The organism is Micromonospora sp. NPDC050397, from assembly GCF_044901685.1.
In the GTDB taxonomy this organism is placed as follows: Bacteria; Actinomycetota; Actinomycetes; order Mycobacteriales; family Micromonosporaceae; genus Micromonospora_G.
Genome location: NZ_JBJDPS010000001.1, coordinates 690231 through 708316, shown reverse-complemented (window position 1 = coordinate 708316; position 18086 = coordinate 690231). Strand labels below are relative to the sequence as shown.

At 72.2% G+C, this 18086-nt stretch carries 2 protein-coding genes; both read right to left on the bottom strand.

Annotated elements, in window-relative coordinates:
- Positions 1-72: 72 nt before the first annotated feature.
- On the bottom strand, positions 73-1164 hold the full coding sequence (locus tag ACI2K4_RS02710; protein WP_404508186.1) for a hypothetical protein: 1092 nt from the start codon (positions 1162-1164) through the stop codon (positions 73-75).
- On the bottom strand, positions 1164-18053 hold the full coding sequence (locus ACI2K4_RS02705; protein WP_404508185.1) for a hypothetical protein: 16890 nt from the start codon (positions 18051-18053) through the stop codon (positions 1164-1166). Before ACI2K4_RS02705 ends, ACI2K4_RS02710 begins: the two co-directional genes overlap by 1 nt.
- Positions 18054-18086: the final 33 nt, after the last annotated feature.

Below are 18086 nucleotides of genomic sequence, written 5' to 3'. Positions count from 1 at the left end.
ACCGGCACTGTTCACTGTCGGGTCGCCTGCACTACGCACCGGACGCCACTTCGGTTCACGAGGATCGGCGGCTCATCCGGATGCCGCCGGCAGCGGATCGCCGTCGAACTCGGTGACCGGTACCCGCTGGACGGCGGCCAGTGCCCGGTGCAGGCTCACCACGTCGATCTCGGGAACGGCGTATCCCCGGGCGCGGACGTGCGCCAGGAAGTCGTGGTCCGGGGCCAGCCGGTGCTGGTCGAGGTAGTACCGGACGGCGTCGCTCCAGACCCAGGTGCCGTCGGTGCGGAAGTTCGTCGGCACGGCGGCGCCGCGTGCGGGGTCCACCAGGTCGTCGAGCATCGTGGTGGTGATCACCAGCGGCACCCCCTGGTCGAGGTAGCCCAGCATCCGCTCCCGTTCTCCGTCGTCGGGCAGCCTGGTGTCGTCGCCGTGCGGCGCCTGGGCAGGGTCGTACGACCGGGCTATCCGGATCTCGGGTTGGGCTCGCGCGGTCCAGAGCAGCGCGGCGAACCCGAGCGCCGTACGCTGGAACATCGGCAGCGTGTCGGCGTCGCCGAAGACCGTGACCAGCGGGTCCGCCTCGCCCGCGGCGAGCAGCACGTTCTGCAGCCGGGCCGCGAGGTCGGGAAGATCCGCCTCGGCCACGGCGTGGTCCGCGTGGACCAGGTACATCCGCTTCGCGGGCGGCCACTGGGTGTCCATCGCCGGGTAGCGCCAGCAGCGCCACAGCGCCGCCGGACCGGTCATCGCGGAAACGGCGTCGGTGATCGCGGCGTCCACCCCGTCGGGACCCGCCGGGCCCGCGTCCGTCCGGGTCAGGTCGACGTTGTACGGAATCAGCTCGCCGTGCTCGGCCAGCACCTCGGGTCCGACCGGGGCGAGCCCGTACAGGGGCATCTCCTCCGCCGTGACGACCTCGATGTCGGCCAGCAGGTCGATGTCGGCGCCCGCCTCGGCCAGGGTCTCCGCGAGCAGCGCGACGTCGACCTCGCTGAGCGCGATCCTGCTGGTCATGGCGGTGAAGACAACGGCCTGCGCGATGTCGAGCAGCATGCCGTCCGCCAGCCATCGGCGGGCCTCGGCGACGAGTTCGTCGGGAAGGCGGCTGTCGGTGCGCAACAACAACTGGTGGAAGGCGGCCGTCCGCCCGTTGTCGCTCATCACGATTCTCCTGGATGTTGTGTGTTCGAGGGCGTGACACCATGGTTTGCCGCGATCCGGGCGGCCAGTTCGCTCGCGTACGTCTCGCCGAGGCCGGCGTTCAACGCGGTCGTGACCCGCTCGCGCAGTTCGGCCATGAGCGCGGGTCGACCCGGCAGCGGGCCGACGTACGGTCGGATGATCGCATCGGTCGTGCGGGCTACTCCGGTGTGCCCCGGTGCCGGTGGCGTCGGCCCGACCGCCGACACCGACACCGACACCGGCACCGGCACCGGCACCGGCAGGGGATCGGACAGGGTCGCCGGTAGGGGATCGGCCACCGGTACGGCGGCGGTGTGCTTGAGCAGCACCGGGTGAACCTCGACTCCGAACCGTTCGGTCATCCGTCGAGCCACGTTCTCCACCCAACGGGCGATGTTCACCGAGTCCAGATCCGGCCGGACCTTCTCGCTCATGTAACGCCCCGACTTGTCGTTCACCTCCCAGCGACCCGCCGACGCGTTCCACCCGAACTCACCACTGACCCGAGCCTGCGCGACCGCCGTACCGCCCCCCGGGCCGAACTCGGCCGCAATCGTCGGATGGCCCTGACCATTCAGCGACTTCTTCAGACCCTCGACCGTCACCGCCGGATCGACCGACCGCATGCCCTCCGCCAACCGCTCCCACTCGTCATCCTCGACAACTGTCAACATCTCCTCGGAACCGACCCGGATGGCACCGTCCGCGTCAACGACGTAATGCCACCGCGCGTCCAACCGCTCCAACAGGGTCGGCCGGAAATCCTCCAGCCGATACCACATCGGGTTCAACCGGACCGAGCCCTCGGCCATCTCCCCCGACTTCACCCGCTTCGGGTCGACCAACCGCCCGTACTCAACGTCAAGATCCACCACCGGGACCGGAGACCCGACCAGCGGGACCGGATCCCCGAGCGGCGGAACGGGATCGCCGAGCGGCAGGACCGGATCGTCGACCGGAGCCGACGGCACCGGCGGGGCCACGGCCGCCTCCTCGTCGGTCGGTACGACCGGCGGTTCCCCCTCCCCCTTTGTCGTCGGAGGCTGGATCGCGCCCACCTCGTCCTCGGCCGGCTCCTCGAAGACCGGCGGAAGCAGCGGATCGTTCGGCGGCACCACCTTGATTCGCGGGAACACCAGGGTCGGTGCCACCGGTGCCGGGGGCGACAAACTCGGCACGCTGGGAGTGAACGGCCCGGCCGGGGTGAACGGAACGGCCGGCGAGGTGAACGGAATGGTAGGGGTGGCCGGGACGACGGCCGGAGTGAGCGGCACGACCGGTGCCGGCGCGGTCGGTACGGCCACGAAGCGCGCCTGGAACCGGTCCAGCAGACGGTAGTGCTCCTGCGCCTCCCGCCACCACACCGCCTCGGCCCGCTCCCGCTCCGCCGTCGCGTCGGTCCACGCCTGCTCCAGGTCGTCGTCGCGTACCTGGTCGTGCAGTCGACTCTCCAGGGCGGCGAACCGGGCAGCCGCCTCGGCCTCGCCCGCCTCGACAAACGCGTCGGCGAGCGGTTTGAGCTTCTGCTCCCCCCGGACGATGGCGTCGAAGTCGGCCAGCACGTCGGGCGGTGCCCCGTGGTCGATGCCGAGCACCCGGCGGGCGTCGTCACGGCTCATCCGTACCACCACCGTGACCTCGGGCAGCGCGGTGGTCCGGTTGGACCGCTGCCGGGGGGTGAACGGCCGGGGTAGCTGACCGGGGAGCGTCACCTCGACCACGGGACGGCAGACGTACGCGATGGCGGCCGAGGGTCCCTCCGGTTTGACGTTGCCGAACCCGGTCCCCGAGTTCTCCTCGCCGGCCGCGTTCGCCGCCGTCTCACCGCTGGAGGGTCCGGCGCCGCCGGTCTCGATCGGCTGGTACGGATCGTCGATGTAGCCCCGACCGCCGACGATCCTGGGCGCGTGCATCGACTGGCTCTGCACGTTGGACCCGCTGCCCATGCCGCCGCCGTCCTGCTCGACGTGCTCGCGGTAGACGCCCGAGTCGACACTCGCCAGCCGTGCCGCGACAGGGACGAACCGTACGGTGATCTTCGCCTTCTGCATCGAGGCTTCGGCGCTGGTCAGCTCCGGCAGTTCCAGACCTTCGGCGGAGAGCAGCGCGCCCGCGTTCGGCAGCAGGATCTCCGGGGTCAGCGACTGCTGCACCTGCTGGGTGCCGGGATAGCCCGGTGTGCGCAGCCGCTTCGAGGCGTCGGCGAGCACCGTCGCGGCCTCCCGCTGCACGGCGGCGGCGCCGGCCAGGTCCTCGGGCGCGAAGCGGGGCGGGATCAGCAGGCCGCCGTGTTCCCGCCAGCCCGGTTCCGGACCCGGGCGGGACCTGGGCGGATAGGCGCCCTGGCCGTTGATCGGGGCCGGTGCCTGGTTTCGGTCGGCCCGGCGCAGGTCCCCGGCCCACCGGTCGACCGTCACCTCGCTGCGGAACCGGATGGTGCCGGCGGGCACCGCCTCGCCCCGGTGGTAGATCCGGATCTCGAAGCGTGGGTTCAGCCTGATCCTCGCCTTGACCCCGCGACCGGAGCTGATGTCGGAGGTACGTTGCTCGGACTCGGTGAAGTTCGTGCTCGCGGTGAGGTTGCCGGTGTTGTACTGGTAGCCGCCGCCGAGCGCACCCGCGCCGACCGGGTTGTCGTTCATCGGCGCGTTGGGGTCCGGTGGTGGGGCGGCGGGGTCCCGGGGCTTGGCCGTCGGATGCAGGACCGCGGAGGCGATGCCGTTGAAGTAGAGCGCCCAGCCCCGGGCCCGGCGGAGCAGCTTGCCGGCACCGCGCGCGCCGACCATGCGTACGTCGATGTCGTCGTGGTTGGCCAGGAACCGCTCGAACTCGATCGGGTCGGGGTGGGTGGCGTGCAGCCGTACGTCGTAGAGCTGTTGGGTGAAGGCTTTGGTGTCGGCGTGGATCAGCGAGACCCCGCCGTCGAACAGGGCGCCCCAGTTGCGGCGGACGCCCTTGGGCGAGAGCAGGTTGAGCATCCGCCGCCGGTTGAGCATCGGGTCCGACAGTGAGGTGCCGTTCAACGCGTCCAGGATCGGCTGCGCCAACGGTTGCGGGTTCGGTCCCGCCACCGCCGCCTCGAGTGCGGCGATCGCGGGTTCGACCAGTGAGGGAACCTTGTGGAAGGTCTGCAATCCCAGCCCGGGGGACCGGTTCGCGGGCAGGGCGAGGGCCGGCGTACCGATCGGCGTGCTGACCGGTGTGGTGGCTGGCCCGGACCGCGAGGGGCCGACCGCGTCACCGGGCGGATCGAGCAACCCCATCTCGGCTGCCTGCTCCTCGGTGACCCGCAGGTAGACCCCGTTCTTGATGACCGCGCTGCGTTGGGCGGTCTTGTGGTTCTGCCAGCTTTCCGGTTGGACGGCGCTGGGCACCAGGGCCGCCGGGAAGTCGGCCGAGTGGGTGACCTCGGCGGCGACGGAGACCCGCAGGTCGGCCACGACCAGGAAGGTACGGGTCTTGCCCTTGCGGTTGTTGATGTTGCGCTCGATGAAGCCGCTCACCTTCTTCCGCCACCGTCTCAACCGGTAGCGCATGACGTGCTGGTAGCCCCCGGTGCCGGTTCCCCCGCCGCCGAACTTGTCCTCCGGCTTGCCGGGTTTACGCAGCGAGAGGGCGAACTGGATGCGGGCGAGCCACTGCCGTTCCCGGGTCTTGTTGCCCCAGATCTGCACCCCGCCGCCGGGCGCGTTCTCGGTGGTGATGTCGCCGCGCACCGGGACGAGTCGCGGCGAGGTCAACCGGGCGACAACCGAGACGTCCAGCCGGCCGCCGTCGACGTCGGTGGTCAACGGCTCCAGGTCCCACTGCCGTTCGGTCATCGCGCCCAGGTTCGCCGTCTGCCGGTTGTACGACAGTCGGCTCACCAGGTCCGCCCAGACCGGCATGCCCTCGGCCATGATCGCGTCGCCGCGCAGGCCGCCGAGCTGGCGCCGTGAGCTTGCGTTCGGCCCGTACCGCTGGGTGTCCAGGACCGCCTGCTGGGCCAGCTTGAGCACCTCCGCGCTGCCCGGCATCGCCTCGACAAAACGCCAGTCCGGGGTCGCCGGCGGACGTTGGCCGGCAGTGGACGGACCACCGCCGGCCCGGGGCCGCCGACGGTCGACGAACGCCCGCAGTGTGGCGAGGTTGGTCCGGGTCTGCCGGCGCAGCGCCCTGTTCTCCCGTTCCTCCACCGACACGGGGTAGCTGACCGGCCGGGTGGGCAGCGCGGTCTTCGAATAGAGAACCTCCACCTGCTGGGTGTCGGTGAGCTGGTACTTGGGGATCTGCTCGTGACCGACGGTCACCGTCTCGTCCAGTCGCCGGAATCCCGGCACGAGGTTGTGCCGCAGCATCCGCGCCCGGCGGCCGATGCCGAGCCGGGACCGGCGGTCGCGACCGAGCCCGACCGCGTACGAGTAGACCGTCACCACGATCTCGAGTTCGCCCTCGAACCGCTCCGAGCTCGGTGTGCCGCCGTGCAGCGCGGTCTCCTGCCCGGTCACCTCCACGCCGCTCTGCTCGCCCCAGCGTTGCTGGACCTCGATCGCGCCGCCGGGCGCGAGTCCGGTGTTCACCACCTTGCCGGGCAGGCGGCCGATGAAGGCGCCCTCGACCGCCGCGCCGGCCCGCCACTGGGCGCCGGCCGAGGAGCCGTCCTGCTCGCTGCTCGACTGAAAGTTACGGACCGCGACGTTGCGCTCCTCCCCCGCGTACGTCGGCGGGTCGGGATGCCGCGCCTCGACGTGCACCACGATGTGGCGCGAGTAGGTCTGTTTGGTTCGGGTGAGGGTCGCGGTCACCCCACCGTTGAGCATGGCGGTGTAGTTCTGCCGCATCGCCGCGATCGACAGCACGCTGTCCAGCTCGGTCTGGTTGTTCTGCCGTTCGCTCGCCGAGCTGGAGAAGCCCATCCGGCGTACCGCACCGTCGCCCCGGTGCTTCGGCAGCATGCCGCCGCCGATCTGCCCGATCAGGGCGGTCGTCTGTCGCCGTACGCCGGCGAACCGGCTCATCCCGAGCGGCATCGCGTGCCCGCCGGACATCGCGTACGGCGGCAGGTGCTTCGTCCCGTCCGGATCCGGATCGGGGCCCTGCCGCCGAGCCTTGGCCTTGCCCTTGCGCGAAGCGCTCAGCGGCGTCGCCGGGGCCGGCGCGGTGTCGGTGCCGGTGCCGGTGCCACTCGCCACGGGGACGGCGAGCGGGCTGGCGGGCACGGCGAGCGACGCGGACGGTACGGCGAGCGGGGCCGCTGGCACGGCGGACACCGGAACGGGGGTGGCGGGGGTGGCCGGTGCCGCCGGTGCGGCGGTGACCGTGTCGAGCAGGAACGCCGCCTTGTCCTTCGGCAGGCGGGCCAGGACGGTCAGCTCGAGCTGGATCGGCCGTACCCCGGAGCCGGAGCGGTACCAGTGCTGGAAGGTGTTGACCCGGGTGCTCGGGTCGACGGTGACCTGGAAAGTCACCTTCGTCAGCACGTTCTCGATGTCCTTGAACTCGGTGCCGGTCCGGGTGGTGGTGCTCTGCTTGGCGGTGGTGGTGGTGTTGCGGCGGAACGCGGCCGAGAGCCGGAGCTGGATGTACGCCAGGCCGAAGCCCCAGCGGATCGGTACCACGCTGCCACCCGCGCCGACCTGGCTCGTGTGCTGCTGCCGGCCGTTGTTGGTGATCCCCGGCTGCCACCGGAACGAGGACTTCTTGACGTCGGCGACCACCTCCACGGCGGTCACCCGGGATTCCATCTGCATCGACACCGCCTGCCGCCGGGACGGGCTGAGCAGCAGCGGGGCGTGCACCGGACCGTCCAGCGCGAGCGGCAACTGCCCGAGCACGCTCGACTCGCTGAGCAGCGACCGCAGTTGCTCCCGGCCGATGCTGCCCGGGTCGATCGTGCCGGTACGCCTCATCCGGACCAGGATCTGCTCCGAGATCTGGTTCCAGGTGCGTCGGGGGCTCCACCGGTTGTCGTACCCACGGATGCGGGCGTCGAGGACGCGTACCGGGCTGATGTTCTCCACCAGGGTGGCGGTGTCGAAGACGCCGGTGGCGCGGCTGCCCGTGCGGGGGGTCGCGGTGGAGACGTCCTCGACCGCGCGGAAACCGATCCGTGCGGTCACCGTCGGCGCGCCGGGCGGGTAGACCGGGGCCGCCGCGGCCGGGTTTCCGGCCTGGTGGAACGGGGGTGAGGTCTGCGGCACGGTCCCGGGGCGACCGGCGCTGACGTCGAACCGCACCTGGGCCACCACCAGGTGTGAACCGGCGCCGCTGCGTACGTTGTGCGAGTCGAAGAGGGTGGCACTGTTCTCGCTCGACTCCGCCGCCTGCGCCAACGCCGCGTCGGCGCTCGCCCCACCGCCCGGACCGAACCTGCCCGCGATGATGAAGCCGGCGCCGACGGAGAGGCTGTCGGCGGAGGTCGAGTTGTCCCGGTGCGCGGCGGTGAAGTCGTTCTTGGTGTCGAACTTGGCCTTCTCCGACGTCTGGTCCACCCACTGCTGGCTGTCGGTCAGCCGGGTCGGCGCGATGGTGACCCGGTGCCAGGTGTGCCACCCGTCGCGTACGTCGAAGGTCCGGCCGCCGGTGGTGAAGAACGACTGGAGGTCGTCGCGGATCGCCGCCTCGATGGCCGAGGTGTCGACCGAGATCGCCTGCCGGTCGCCGGGAGTGAGCCGGGCGTACAGGGGGCGGATCCGGGCGCGTACCTGGTGTTCCACGGCGGCGCGCAGGTCGGTCACGAGTCGTTCGACGTCGGTCGGCTCGTCCACCTCGTAGAGCAGGTCCGGGTCGCTGTGGTACAGACCGAGTTGGGCCGGGGTCGCGGCGGGACCGGAGGGACCGGCCGGCGCGCTCGGGGTGGCGGAACTCGACGGCACCGACTGCTTGCGCCGGCCGAGCCGCAGTCCGGTGCCATGCGAGTCGCCGTCCTCCGCCTGGATCCCGTCGAACGGGACCGGCTGGTCGTCGAGGTCGTTGAGGGTGTCCCACTCGCCGCTCTCGGCACCCTCCGGGGTGAAGAGCAGCCACGGCTTACCGCCGACCGAGAGCAGTCGCCCGGGGTGGAACTCGGAGCCGACAACAACGTCGCCGGAGGCGGCGAGCACGTCACCACCACGCGCCGACGCGAGCGCGCTGGCGAACCCGTCGGCCAGTTCCTCCTCCCGGCAGGCGACCAGCACCAGCAGTGTCTGCGGCGGCACGAGCGGCGCGACGACCTGGTTCACCTGCGCCGGGGTGAGCAGCACCTCGCCGACACCGTCGCCGGTCCGTACCGGCACCCGGACGTACTCCCCGGCCCCGTGCACCATCAGGGCACCGCCGGAGCCGTACGGCAGCGGCCGGTCGCGTACCAGTTCCCAGTCGGCGTCGGAGAGCAGGGCGATTCCGGGCCGCCGCCCCGGCGCCGCCCGTACGATCAACGGCTTCCCGTCCGCGAGCCAGGCGCCACGGCGGTCCTGGGTGAGTCGCTCGACCCGGGGCGGCTCGGCCGATGAGGTCTCCGCGTCGGGGTCCCGCACCGTCGAATCGACCGGTCGGCGCGTCTCCTCCGCCGCACGGGTCCGGGTCTCGGTCGGCCCGGTCGACTCGGCGTCCACCGGGCTGGGTTCCCGTGCCGCCGACGCCTTCGCGCGTCTGGCCGCCTCGCCCGGGTCGGCGCCTTCGTTCAGCGCGGCGTCGGCGTCGTCGCGCAGCCTGGACAGTCGGCTGGTCTGCACCGGCAGGACTCCGGCGAGGCCCTGCAGGATGGCGTCGCCGAACCGCCGGTTCCGCTTCCGCGTCCGGGTAGCGGTCTCGCTCGACGACGGCGACGGTTGGTGCTGGACCATCTCCTGGTCGAGCGGAATCAGCTCGGGCGGAGCCAAGTCGAGCGGAGCCGGGTCGAGCGGGGCCAGGTCGAGCGGGGCCAGGTCACGCGGAGCCGGGTCGAGCGGGGCCAGGTCACGCGGGGCCACGTCGAGCGGGGCCAGGTCGGGTGGGGCCAGGTCGGGTGGGGCCAGGTCGGGTGGGGGTCCGTGGTGGTGGTCGTCCGAGCCCTCGTTCGATCCCTGGCTGCTCGCCTCCGACGAGTCGTGCGGTACGGCGACGAAGTTCGCCTCGAAGTTGTCGAGCAGCTCCGAGTGGCGCCGCAGCAGGTCCCACCACTCGGTCTCGACCTGCTCGCGTTGCCTGACCGCCCGCTGCCAGTCGTGAAGCGCCTCCTCCTCCGCCTCCCGCAGTTCCTCGGCGGAGAGCGTCCGGTCGCGCAGCCCGGGCTCACGGATGTTGGCCAACCGGTACCGGGCCGCCTCCTCCTTGTCACCGGCCGTGACAAACTCCGCCCCCTTGTCGGCGAGGTCCTGGTCCTGGGCCACGATCCGATCGAACTCGTCGCGCAGGCCGAGCGGCCCGTGCGCCTCGTTGTCGATGTCGAGCACCTGCCGCGCGTCGTCCAGGCCCATCCGCAGCACAACCGTCACCAGGTCGGCCTGGTCGGTCCGTTGCTTCGCCGGCAGCAGGATCATCACCCGCTCGGGCAGCGTCACCTCCAGCACCGGCTGACAGACGTACGCGAGGGCGGCCGAGGGGCCCTCCGGCTTGACGTTGCCGAACCCGGTCGCGCCGCCCTCCTCACCCGAGGCGACGGCGGCGGTCTCACCCGTGGCGGGGCCGGCGCCACCGGTCTCCAACGCCTGGTACGGGTCGCCGAGGTAGCCGCGCCCGAGCAGCACCCGGGGTGCCTGCGTGGACTGGGTCAGGGCGTTGGTCCCACTGCCCCCGGCCGAGGTCGACTGCCGTACGTGTTCCCGGTACACGCCCGCGTCGACCTCGGCGAGCCGGACCGCCACCGGCATCAGCCGGACCCGTACCCCGGCCCGTTTCATCGACGCGCTCGCGCTGGGTATGCCGGGCAGTTCGAGACCGAGGTCGGAGAGTGCGACGTCCGCGTTGGGCAGGAGCAGTTCCGGGGTGAGTCCCTGGTGCGCCTGGTGCGCGCCGGGGTAGCCCTGCTCGGCCAGGCGGTGCGACGCACCCTCCAGCATCGTCTGTACGGTCCGCTGGAGGATCTCCGCGCCGACCATGTCCTCGGGCGTGAAGCGGGGTGGCACCAGCACGCCGTTGAGTTCCCGCCAGCCGGGTGCGAGGAGCCGACCGGTCCGCTGGCCGGGGTCGGGCAGCGGCTTGGCCGGAAGCGCGTAGGCGTTCGGGCCGTCGGGTGCGGCGGGCACCGGGGCGGGCGTACCGGGCTGGCGGATCCGGAGGCTGCCGGCCCAGCGGTCGATCGTCACCGGCGCGCTGAACCTGATCGCGGCGCCGCGTACCGGCCGGCCCTTGCGGTAGATCCGGATCTCGAACCGTGGGTTGAGCCGCAACCGGGCCTTGACCCCGCGACCGGAACTGATGTCGGTGGTACGGCTCTCCGACTCGACGCTGTTGGAGCTGAGCACCAGCGAGCCGTAGCCGTACTGGTGTCCGGCGCCGAGCGCCACCGGCTTGCCGTCCGGGTTCAGGATCGCCGAGCCGGCGACGTTGGCGAAGAGCGCGTCGCCACGGCCACTCCGGACCGTCCTGCCCCCGCCCTCGACGCCGACCGTACGCACGTCGATGTCGTTGTGGTCGGCCACGAAACGGACCAGCTCCGGCGGATCGTCGAGCACCGCGACCAGTCGTACGTCGAACAGCCGCTGGGTGACCAGCTTCGTCTCGGGATAGATGAGCGAGACGCCGCCGTCGAAGAGCGCGGCCCAGTGGCGGGGGAAGCCGACCCGGGACAGCACGTTGAGCAGCCGACGACGGTTGAGCATCGGGTCGGCGAGCCCCATGCCCTGTAGCGTCGCCAGGATCCGGCCGAACACCGGGTGTGGGTTGGCGCCCGCGACCGCCGTCCGCAGTGCGGCGATGGTCGCGTTCACCAGCGACGGTAGCTGGTGGAACGTCTGCAACCCGAGGCCCGGCGAGCGGTTGGCCGGCAGGGCGAACTCGCTCTCCTTCACCTCGTCGGCGATCGCGGTGGCGACCGGTGGGGCCGGTGGTGAGGTGATCAGGCCGAGCGCGACCGCCTGTTCCTCGCTCACCCAGACGTAGGCCGCATTGCTGATCACCGCGCTGCGGGTGACCGTCTTGTGGTGTTCCCAGCTCGCCGGTTGCAGCGGTTCGGGCACCAGTGACTTGGGCCCGTCGGCCGGGTTTGTCACCTCCGCCACCACGCTGGCCCGCAGGTCCGCCACCACCAGGTAGGAGCGGGTCCGGGCCTTGCGGTTGTTCACGTTCCGCTCGATGAAGCCGCTGACCTTGCGCCGTTGCCGGTTCATCCGGGAGTACAGGATGCGTTGGTAGCCGCCGGAGGCCGTGCCACCGCCGCCGTACCTGTCGCTGGGCTTGCTCGCCTCGCGGGCGGAGAATCCGAACTGGGCCCGCGCCTGGAGCTGGTTCTCGTGCGTCCGGGTCCCCCACACCTGCACCCCGCCGCCGGGTGCGTTCTCGGTGGTGACCTCGGCCTGGTTCGGCACCAGCCGGGGGTTGGTCAGCCGGCCGGTGACCGAGAGGTTCAGCCGACCGCCGTCCGTCTCGGTGGTGATCGGCTCCAGGTCCCACTGCCGCTCGGTCATCACCCCCAGGTTGGCGACCTGCTGGGTGGTGGAGAACCGGTCCGTCACCTCGGCCCAGACCGGCATGCCCTCGACCATGGTCACGTCGCCGCGCAGGCCGCCCAGCTGCCGGCGCGACGACCCCTGCTCGTACCGCTGGGTCTCCAGGGCGGTCTCCTGGGCCAGCCGGAGCAGTTCCACACTGCCCGGCAGCGCCTCGACGTAGCGCCACTCGGAGATGGTCGGCGACGGTGTCGTCGGCACGGGCACCGGTGCCGGGTTCGGGTTGGTGGCCGGGTCCGGGGCCGGACCGAACCTCGGGTCCAGGTCCGGGTGGCGGTCCACGAACGTACGCATGGTGGAGAGGTCCGCCTTGGTGAGGCGGCGCAGTGGTGCCCGGTCCTCGGCGATCGCGTTCGTACGGACCACGTCGTACCCGTCGGCGTCGACCGTACGCGGGATGGCGCTCTTGGCGAACAGCACGCTGATCGGGTTGTTGGTGGTGAGGCGGTACCGGTCGATGTCCTGCTCGCCGACCCGCACCTGGCTGCGGGCCCAGGTGTTCGACGGGTCGGTGCCCGGGGTGAGCCGTCCCGCCCGGCGGCCCAGCCCGAGGCGGGCCCGGGGGTTCTGCCCCACCCGGACCTTGTACGAGTACACCGTCACCACGAGTTCCAGGTCGCCGTCGAACCGGTACGAGTCGGGGGTCCCGCCGTGCAGCGCCGTCTCCTGCCCGGTCACCTCCACCCCGCCCTGCTGGGCCCACCGGCGCTGCGCCTCGATCGCCCCGCCGGGCATCACCGCCGTGCTCGCCACCGGCCCCGGGAAGCGTTGGATGAAGGCGCCCTCCACCGCCAGCGCCGCCCGCCACTGGGCGCCCGCGGCCAGGCCGTCCTGCTCGCTGCTGGACTGGAAGTTCCGTACGGCGACGCCCTTCTCCACCCCCGAGTAGCGCAGGTCCTGCCGGTGCCGGGCCTCGACGTGCACCACCACGTGACGGGAGTGCCAGAACTTCGTCCGGGTCAGCACCGCCGCGACCCCACCGTTGAGCAGTGCGGTGTAGTTCTGCCGCAGCGCCGGCACCGACAGCACCCGGTCCAGTTCGGACTGGTTCTTCTGCCGCTCGCTGGCCGAGCTGACAAAACCCATCCGCTTGACCACACCCGAGGTACGGAAGCGGGGCAGGAAGCCGCCACCGAGCCCCCGGATCAGGGTCGACGCCTCACGATGAACGTCGCGGAACCGGCCCATGCCGTACGGGACCGAGTTACCGCCGCGCTTCGCCCACGGCGGCGGGAGCGGGTCGGGCGCCTTCTCCTTGACCTCGCCCTTCACCTTGCTGCTCGACGCGCCGCCGTTCGACGCGCCGACGTCGTTCGACCCGCCCTCGTCCGTGGAGGTGGGGGTGGTGGGAGTGGTCGGGGTGGTCGGCGCGGCGGGGGTGGCCGGGGTGGGTCCGGCGAGGAGGCGGTCCGCCTTGTCCCGGGGCAGCCGGGCGAGGATGGTCATCTCGACCACGATCGGGCGCGGTGCCTCCCGGAACGGCTGTTGGAAGGCGTTGACCCGGGTGGAGACGTCGACGGTGAGCCGGACGGTCATCCGGGCGAGCACGTTCGGTACGTCCTTGAACTCCGTACCGGTTCGGGTCGTACTGCTCTGCTTGGCGCTCGTGGTGGTGTTGCGGCGGAAGCCGACGCTCAACCTGGCCTGGATGTACGCCGGCCCGAACCCCCAGCGGAAGGCGCCGCTGCCGCCACCGCCGACCGAGCTGACGTGTTGCTGCCGCCCGACCGCGCTGACCCCGGGTTGCCAGCGGAACGACGACTTCTTGACGTCCTCGATCACCTCCATGGCGGTGACCTCGCCGCTCAGCTCCATCGCGACGGCCTGGCGGCGGGAGGAGCTGACCACCAGCGGCGAGTGCACCGGGGTCTCCAGGGCCAGCGGCACCTGTCCCAGCACGCTCGCCTCGCTGAACAGGGTCCGGACCTGCTCCCGGCCGAGGCTGCCCGGGTCGACCGTGCCGGTCGGCTCGAGCAGCCGCAGAATGTCCTCGGTGGTCTCGTTCCAGGTCCGGGAGCGGCCGGTGGTCGGCGTGCCGAGCCGGTTGGTCTGGGTGATCTGGGCGTCCTCGATCCGGGTCGGATACATGCTCTCGACCAGGGTCGACACGTCGAACGGAGGTTGGTCGCGGCGCCGGTTCGGCGCTGCCGTGGTGGCACCGGAGATGTCCTCCAGGGCACGGAACGCGATCGTGGTGGTCGGTCCGCCGGGCGGCGGCGGGAACCTCCGCCTCATCCGCTGCGCCCGTTGGGCCCCGGTCTCGTACAGCGGGGGCGGGGTGGTGACCCGCCGCCCCGGCCGGTCCACCGCGACGGCGAACTGGACCGACGCCAGCACCAGGTGCGAACCGGCGCCGCTGCGTACGTTGCGCGAGTCGGAGAGCGTGCCGCTCGACTCGGCGGTCTCGGCGGCGCGGGCGAACGCCAGGTCACCGGAGATCGAGCCACCCGGCCCGATCCGACCACCGATCGCGGCGCCGAGACCGAGGGCGAGACTGTCACCGGCCGTCGCCGTGTCCTTGAGCGCGATGTTCGTGTCGTTCCTGGTGTCGTACTTGGCCTTGTCCGCCTTCTGGTCCAGCCACCGCTGGGTGTCGGTCAGCCGGGTCGGGGTCACGGTCACCCGGTGCCACCGTCGCCAACCATCGCGTACGTCGAACGTCCGCCCGCCGGTGGTGAAGAACGACTGGAGGTCCGTCCGGAGGGCGTACTCGATCTCGCTGAAGTCGACCGAGACGGCCTGCCGGCCTCCTCGGGTGAGCCGGGCCAGCAGGTTCGACACCCGGGCCCGTACCCGACCCTCGACCGCCTGCCTCAGCTCCGTCACCAGCGAATCAATGTCCGCCGCACCGTCGACCTCGGTCAACAACTCCGGTCGACGATGGTAGACACCCAGCACGGCGGAGATGTCCGGCAGCGGCGCCGACGGAGCCGGCTGCCCCTCGGGCACGGGGTCGAGCGTGGTCGGCCGGGGCCGGGGCGGGACGGGACGTTTCGGCCTGGTCCAGGGCAGCGGCTCGGCCGGGCCCCTGCCCTTCTCCGTGACAGCCCTCTTCCCGTCCGCAGGGGCCTTGCCCTTGTCCGCGGAACCCTCGCCCTTGTCCGCCGGGGCCTTGCCCTTGTCCGCCGGGGCCTTGCCCTTGTCGGCGGGAGCCTTGCCCTGGTCCGCGCCGGCCTTTCGGCTCGGAGTGGGCTGGTTCGAGATGGCCGGCGTGGTCTTCGACGACGTGGCGGTCTCCGGGTCGCCGCCGAGTCGCAGTCCCGTTCCGCGCCCGTCGCCGGTGATGGCGGTGATCCCGTCGAACGGCCGGGGGCCGCCACCGGTGTCGTCGTTGAGCACGTCCCAGCCCTCGCCGCCGAGACCGTCGGGGACGAAGAGCAGCCACGGGTCCCCGCCGACCGAGACCAGGTCGTCGGAGTTCTCGCCGGTAGCGGCGATCACGTCACCGGAGGCGGCGAGCACCTCGGTTCCCCGCGCCGAGGCCAGGCGCTGGGCGAACCCACCCGCCAGACCACCGGGTTGGCAGGCGATCAGTGCCAGCGACACGTGCGGTGGCGCGCTCGCCGCCACGATCCGGGCCACCTGATCGGGACCGAGCAGCACCGGACCGGTCGTGCCGTCGGCTAGCCGAACGACCGCCCGTACGGCGTCGGCCACCCCGTGCACCATGACCGCCGCACCCGCACCCGGTGGCAGTGGCCGGTCACGGACGAGTTCCCAGTCCGCGTCCGAGAGCAGGGCCACCCCGGCCCGTTCACCTGGCACCGGACGTACGACCAGCGGTACGCCGTCGGCGTACCAGGTGCCGTCCGCGCCCTGGGTGAGGTCGCCCACCGGTCGCGGCCCGGCCGGCGACGGTTCGGCGGCCATGGTGACGGGAAGGGGTCCTCCCCGGCCGAGCGGTGTCGGGCGTACCTTGCCGAGCGGGCCGGGCCGACCCGGTCGGCGGCGACGCCGAAGCCGGTCCGCCGCCCCGCGCTGCCGCGAATCCCCGGTACGCCGGGCGGTGCCGGTGCGCGGTACACCGTCACGGCGGGCAGCCGGTGGCGCCGGTACCGAAGGGCTGGCCGGACCGGTGATGACAACCGGGTCCGCCGGTGCCGTCGGCGCGCTCGTGCCACCGGGCTCGGCATCGCCGGTCGTGGAGGTCACCTCGGTCGTCGGGGTCGTCTCGGTCGTGGAGCTCGCCCCGGTCCTCGTGGTGTTGTCGAGGCTGGGCGCCGCCGGGGTCTGCGGGGTCTGCGGCGGGGAGACCGGTGGTGTCGCCGGCGGGACGGCACCGGCCGGCACCGGGCCGTTCGCGGTGCTCGCGAGGCTGGTCGGGCTGACCGGGGCGGGACGGGTCGCGGCGGATCCGGGCTGCGCGGCGGATCCGGGCTGCGCGGCGGATCCGGGCTGCGCGGCGGATCCGGGCTGCGCGGCGGATCCGGGCTGCGCGGCGCCGGTGCTCGCCGACGCACCGGTCGAGGTGGACGGGGTGCTGGTCGGGGTGGACGGCGTCGAGCCGCTCGGGTTCGGGGCCGGAGCGCTGTTCATCGCGGACGCGCTGGACGAGGCGGAGACCGCGCTGGCCGCCACCGGGGCCGGACCCTGTGCACCGGTCCCGACGCCGGTCGTGGCCGAGGAGGTCGCGGCGCTACCGGTGCCCGAGACCGTAGCGCCGGAGGTGGCGGAGGCCGGGACCGTGGGCGACGGGGTGGCCGGACCACCGGGAAGACCATTCGACACGGAGCCGTTCGACACGGAGCCGTCCGACGCCGGACCGCCGGACACCGGGGCGCCGTCGAACGGGCCACCGTCGAACGAGCCACCGTCGAACGAGCCGCTGTCGAACGAGCCGCTGTCGAACGGGCCACCGTCGAACGGGCCGCCGAAGGTCAGGGCGTCCGGGGTCACCGGGACGGGTGTCGGCGGATTCGGCGGCACCGACCCGGAGGTCAGATCCTCGGGAACTCCGTTGCCGCCGCCCGGCTTCTGCGACCCGGGAGGATTGCCGGAGCCGGTGGTCGCGGTCGACGCGCCGTTCTGGGTGGCGCTCGCCCCGGACGACGAACCGTTGCCCGGTCCGCCACCGACCTGTGTCGGCGTCGGCACCGGCGTGACCGTACCGTTGCCGGCCCCGCCGTCCGGACCGTCGCTGCTCGACCCGCCGCCGGAACCGTCGGTCGGGCCGTCGCCGGAGCTGTAGGGCGGCGGCGGGTCGGAGGGGTCCCCCGAACCGGTGCTCGGTACGTTCGTCGGCGTGACCTTGCCCGGCTGGGCGTCCCCGTCGCCGCCGTTGGTGTCGGGGCCGGGGCGGATCGCGTTGCCGACGTTCGTACCGGCGATGCTCGCCCCGGCGGAGAGGATGCCGGAGGTGGCCGCCGCGCCGGTCACCTTGAAGCCCTCGCCGTTGATCGCGTTGACCGTGCCCTCGGCGATCACCTCGGTCCCGGCCTCGACGACCAACTCCTCGGCGCCCTCGGCGACCGCCTGCCGCGCGGTCGGCTTCGGTGCCGGGGTGATCAGCGCGTCGAGGAAGGATTTCGGCGGCTTCGGATCCGGGATCGCGTTCGCCACCGCGTCGCCGGCCTCCCCGGCGAAGCGGCGGAAGATCCGGTTCGCGGCCGGGCCGAGGACCGTGGCCACCGCACCGCCGACCGCACCGGCGATCGCCGCCTGCCGGGTCAGCGAGGTGTCGATGTGGTCGCGGGTGCCCATCGCCATCTGCAACCGCTGCACGATGAGGTCCAGCAGCACCTGGAGGCCGATGCCGATGATCTGGTTCATCACCACGTGCATCAGCAGCCGGCCGAGCAACGTACGCACCAGGAAGCGGAAGATCGCGACCCGGGCGGCCAGCCAGTTGAGTGCCGCCCCGGGGTTGAAGAACGAGAAGGCGAGTGCCACCGCGAACTCGATCAGCAGCAGGATGATCGCGCCGATCAGCGTCATCTTGACGTACTGCACCTGGGTACCGCTGGTCTGGCTCTTGGCACCGAGTTTGCGCATGTGGATGCCGGCGGCGGCGAGGAAGCCCGGCTCCTCGTCGACGTACGCCCGCATCGACTCGACAAACGCCGCGTCGGCCTGGCCGGAGACGCCCTCCCGGATCCTCTCCACCGCGCTGACCAGTAACGGAATCGCGGCCTCGACCCCGTCCGCCGCGCCGTAGTAGGCACGGGAGAGGCCGAACAGGCGATCCTCGTTCGCCCCCGGGAAGTCCTCCCCGGAGACCCACTTGAGGAAGCCGGCGAGTTCGTCCGACGCCTCGATCGCCATGGGGCCGGCTCACCTCCGTCCGTGTTCGGTCCG

Excerpts from the sequence above, each read along its gene's own strand:
- ACI2K4_RS02710 (WP_404508186.1), bottom strand. The coding sequence starts at position 1,164 with ATGAGCGACAACGGGCGGACGGCCGCCTTCCACCAGTTGTTGTTGCGC.
- ACI2K4_RS02705 (WP_404508185.1), bottom strand. The coding sequence starts at position 18,053 with ATGGCGATCGAGGCGTCGGACGAACTCGCCGGCTTCCTCAAGTGGGTC.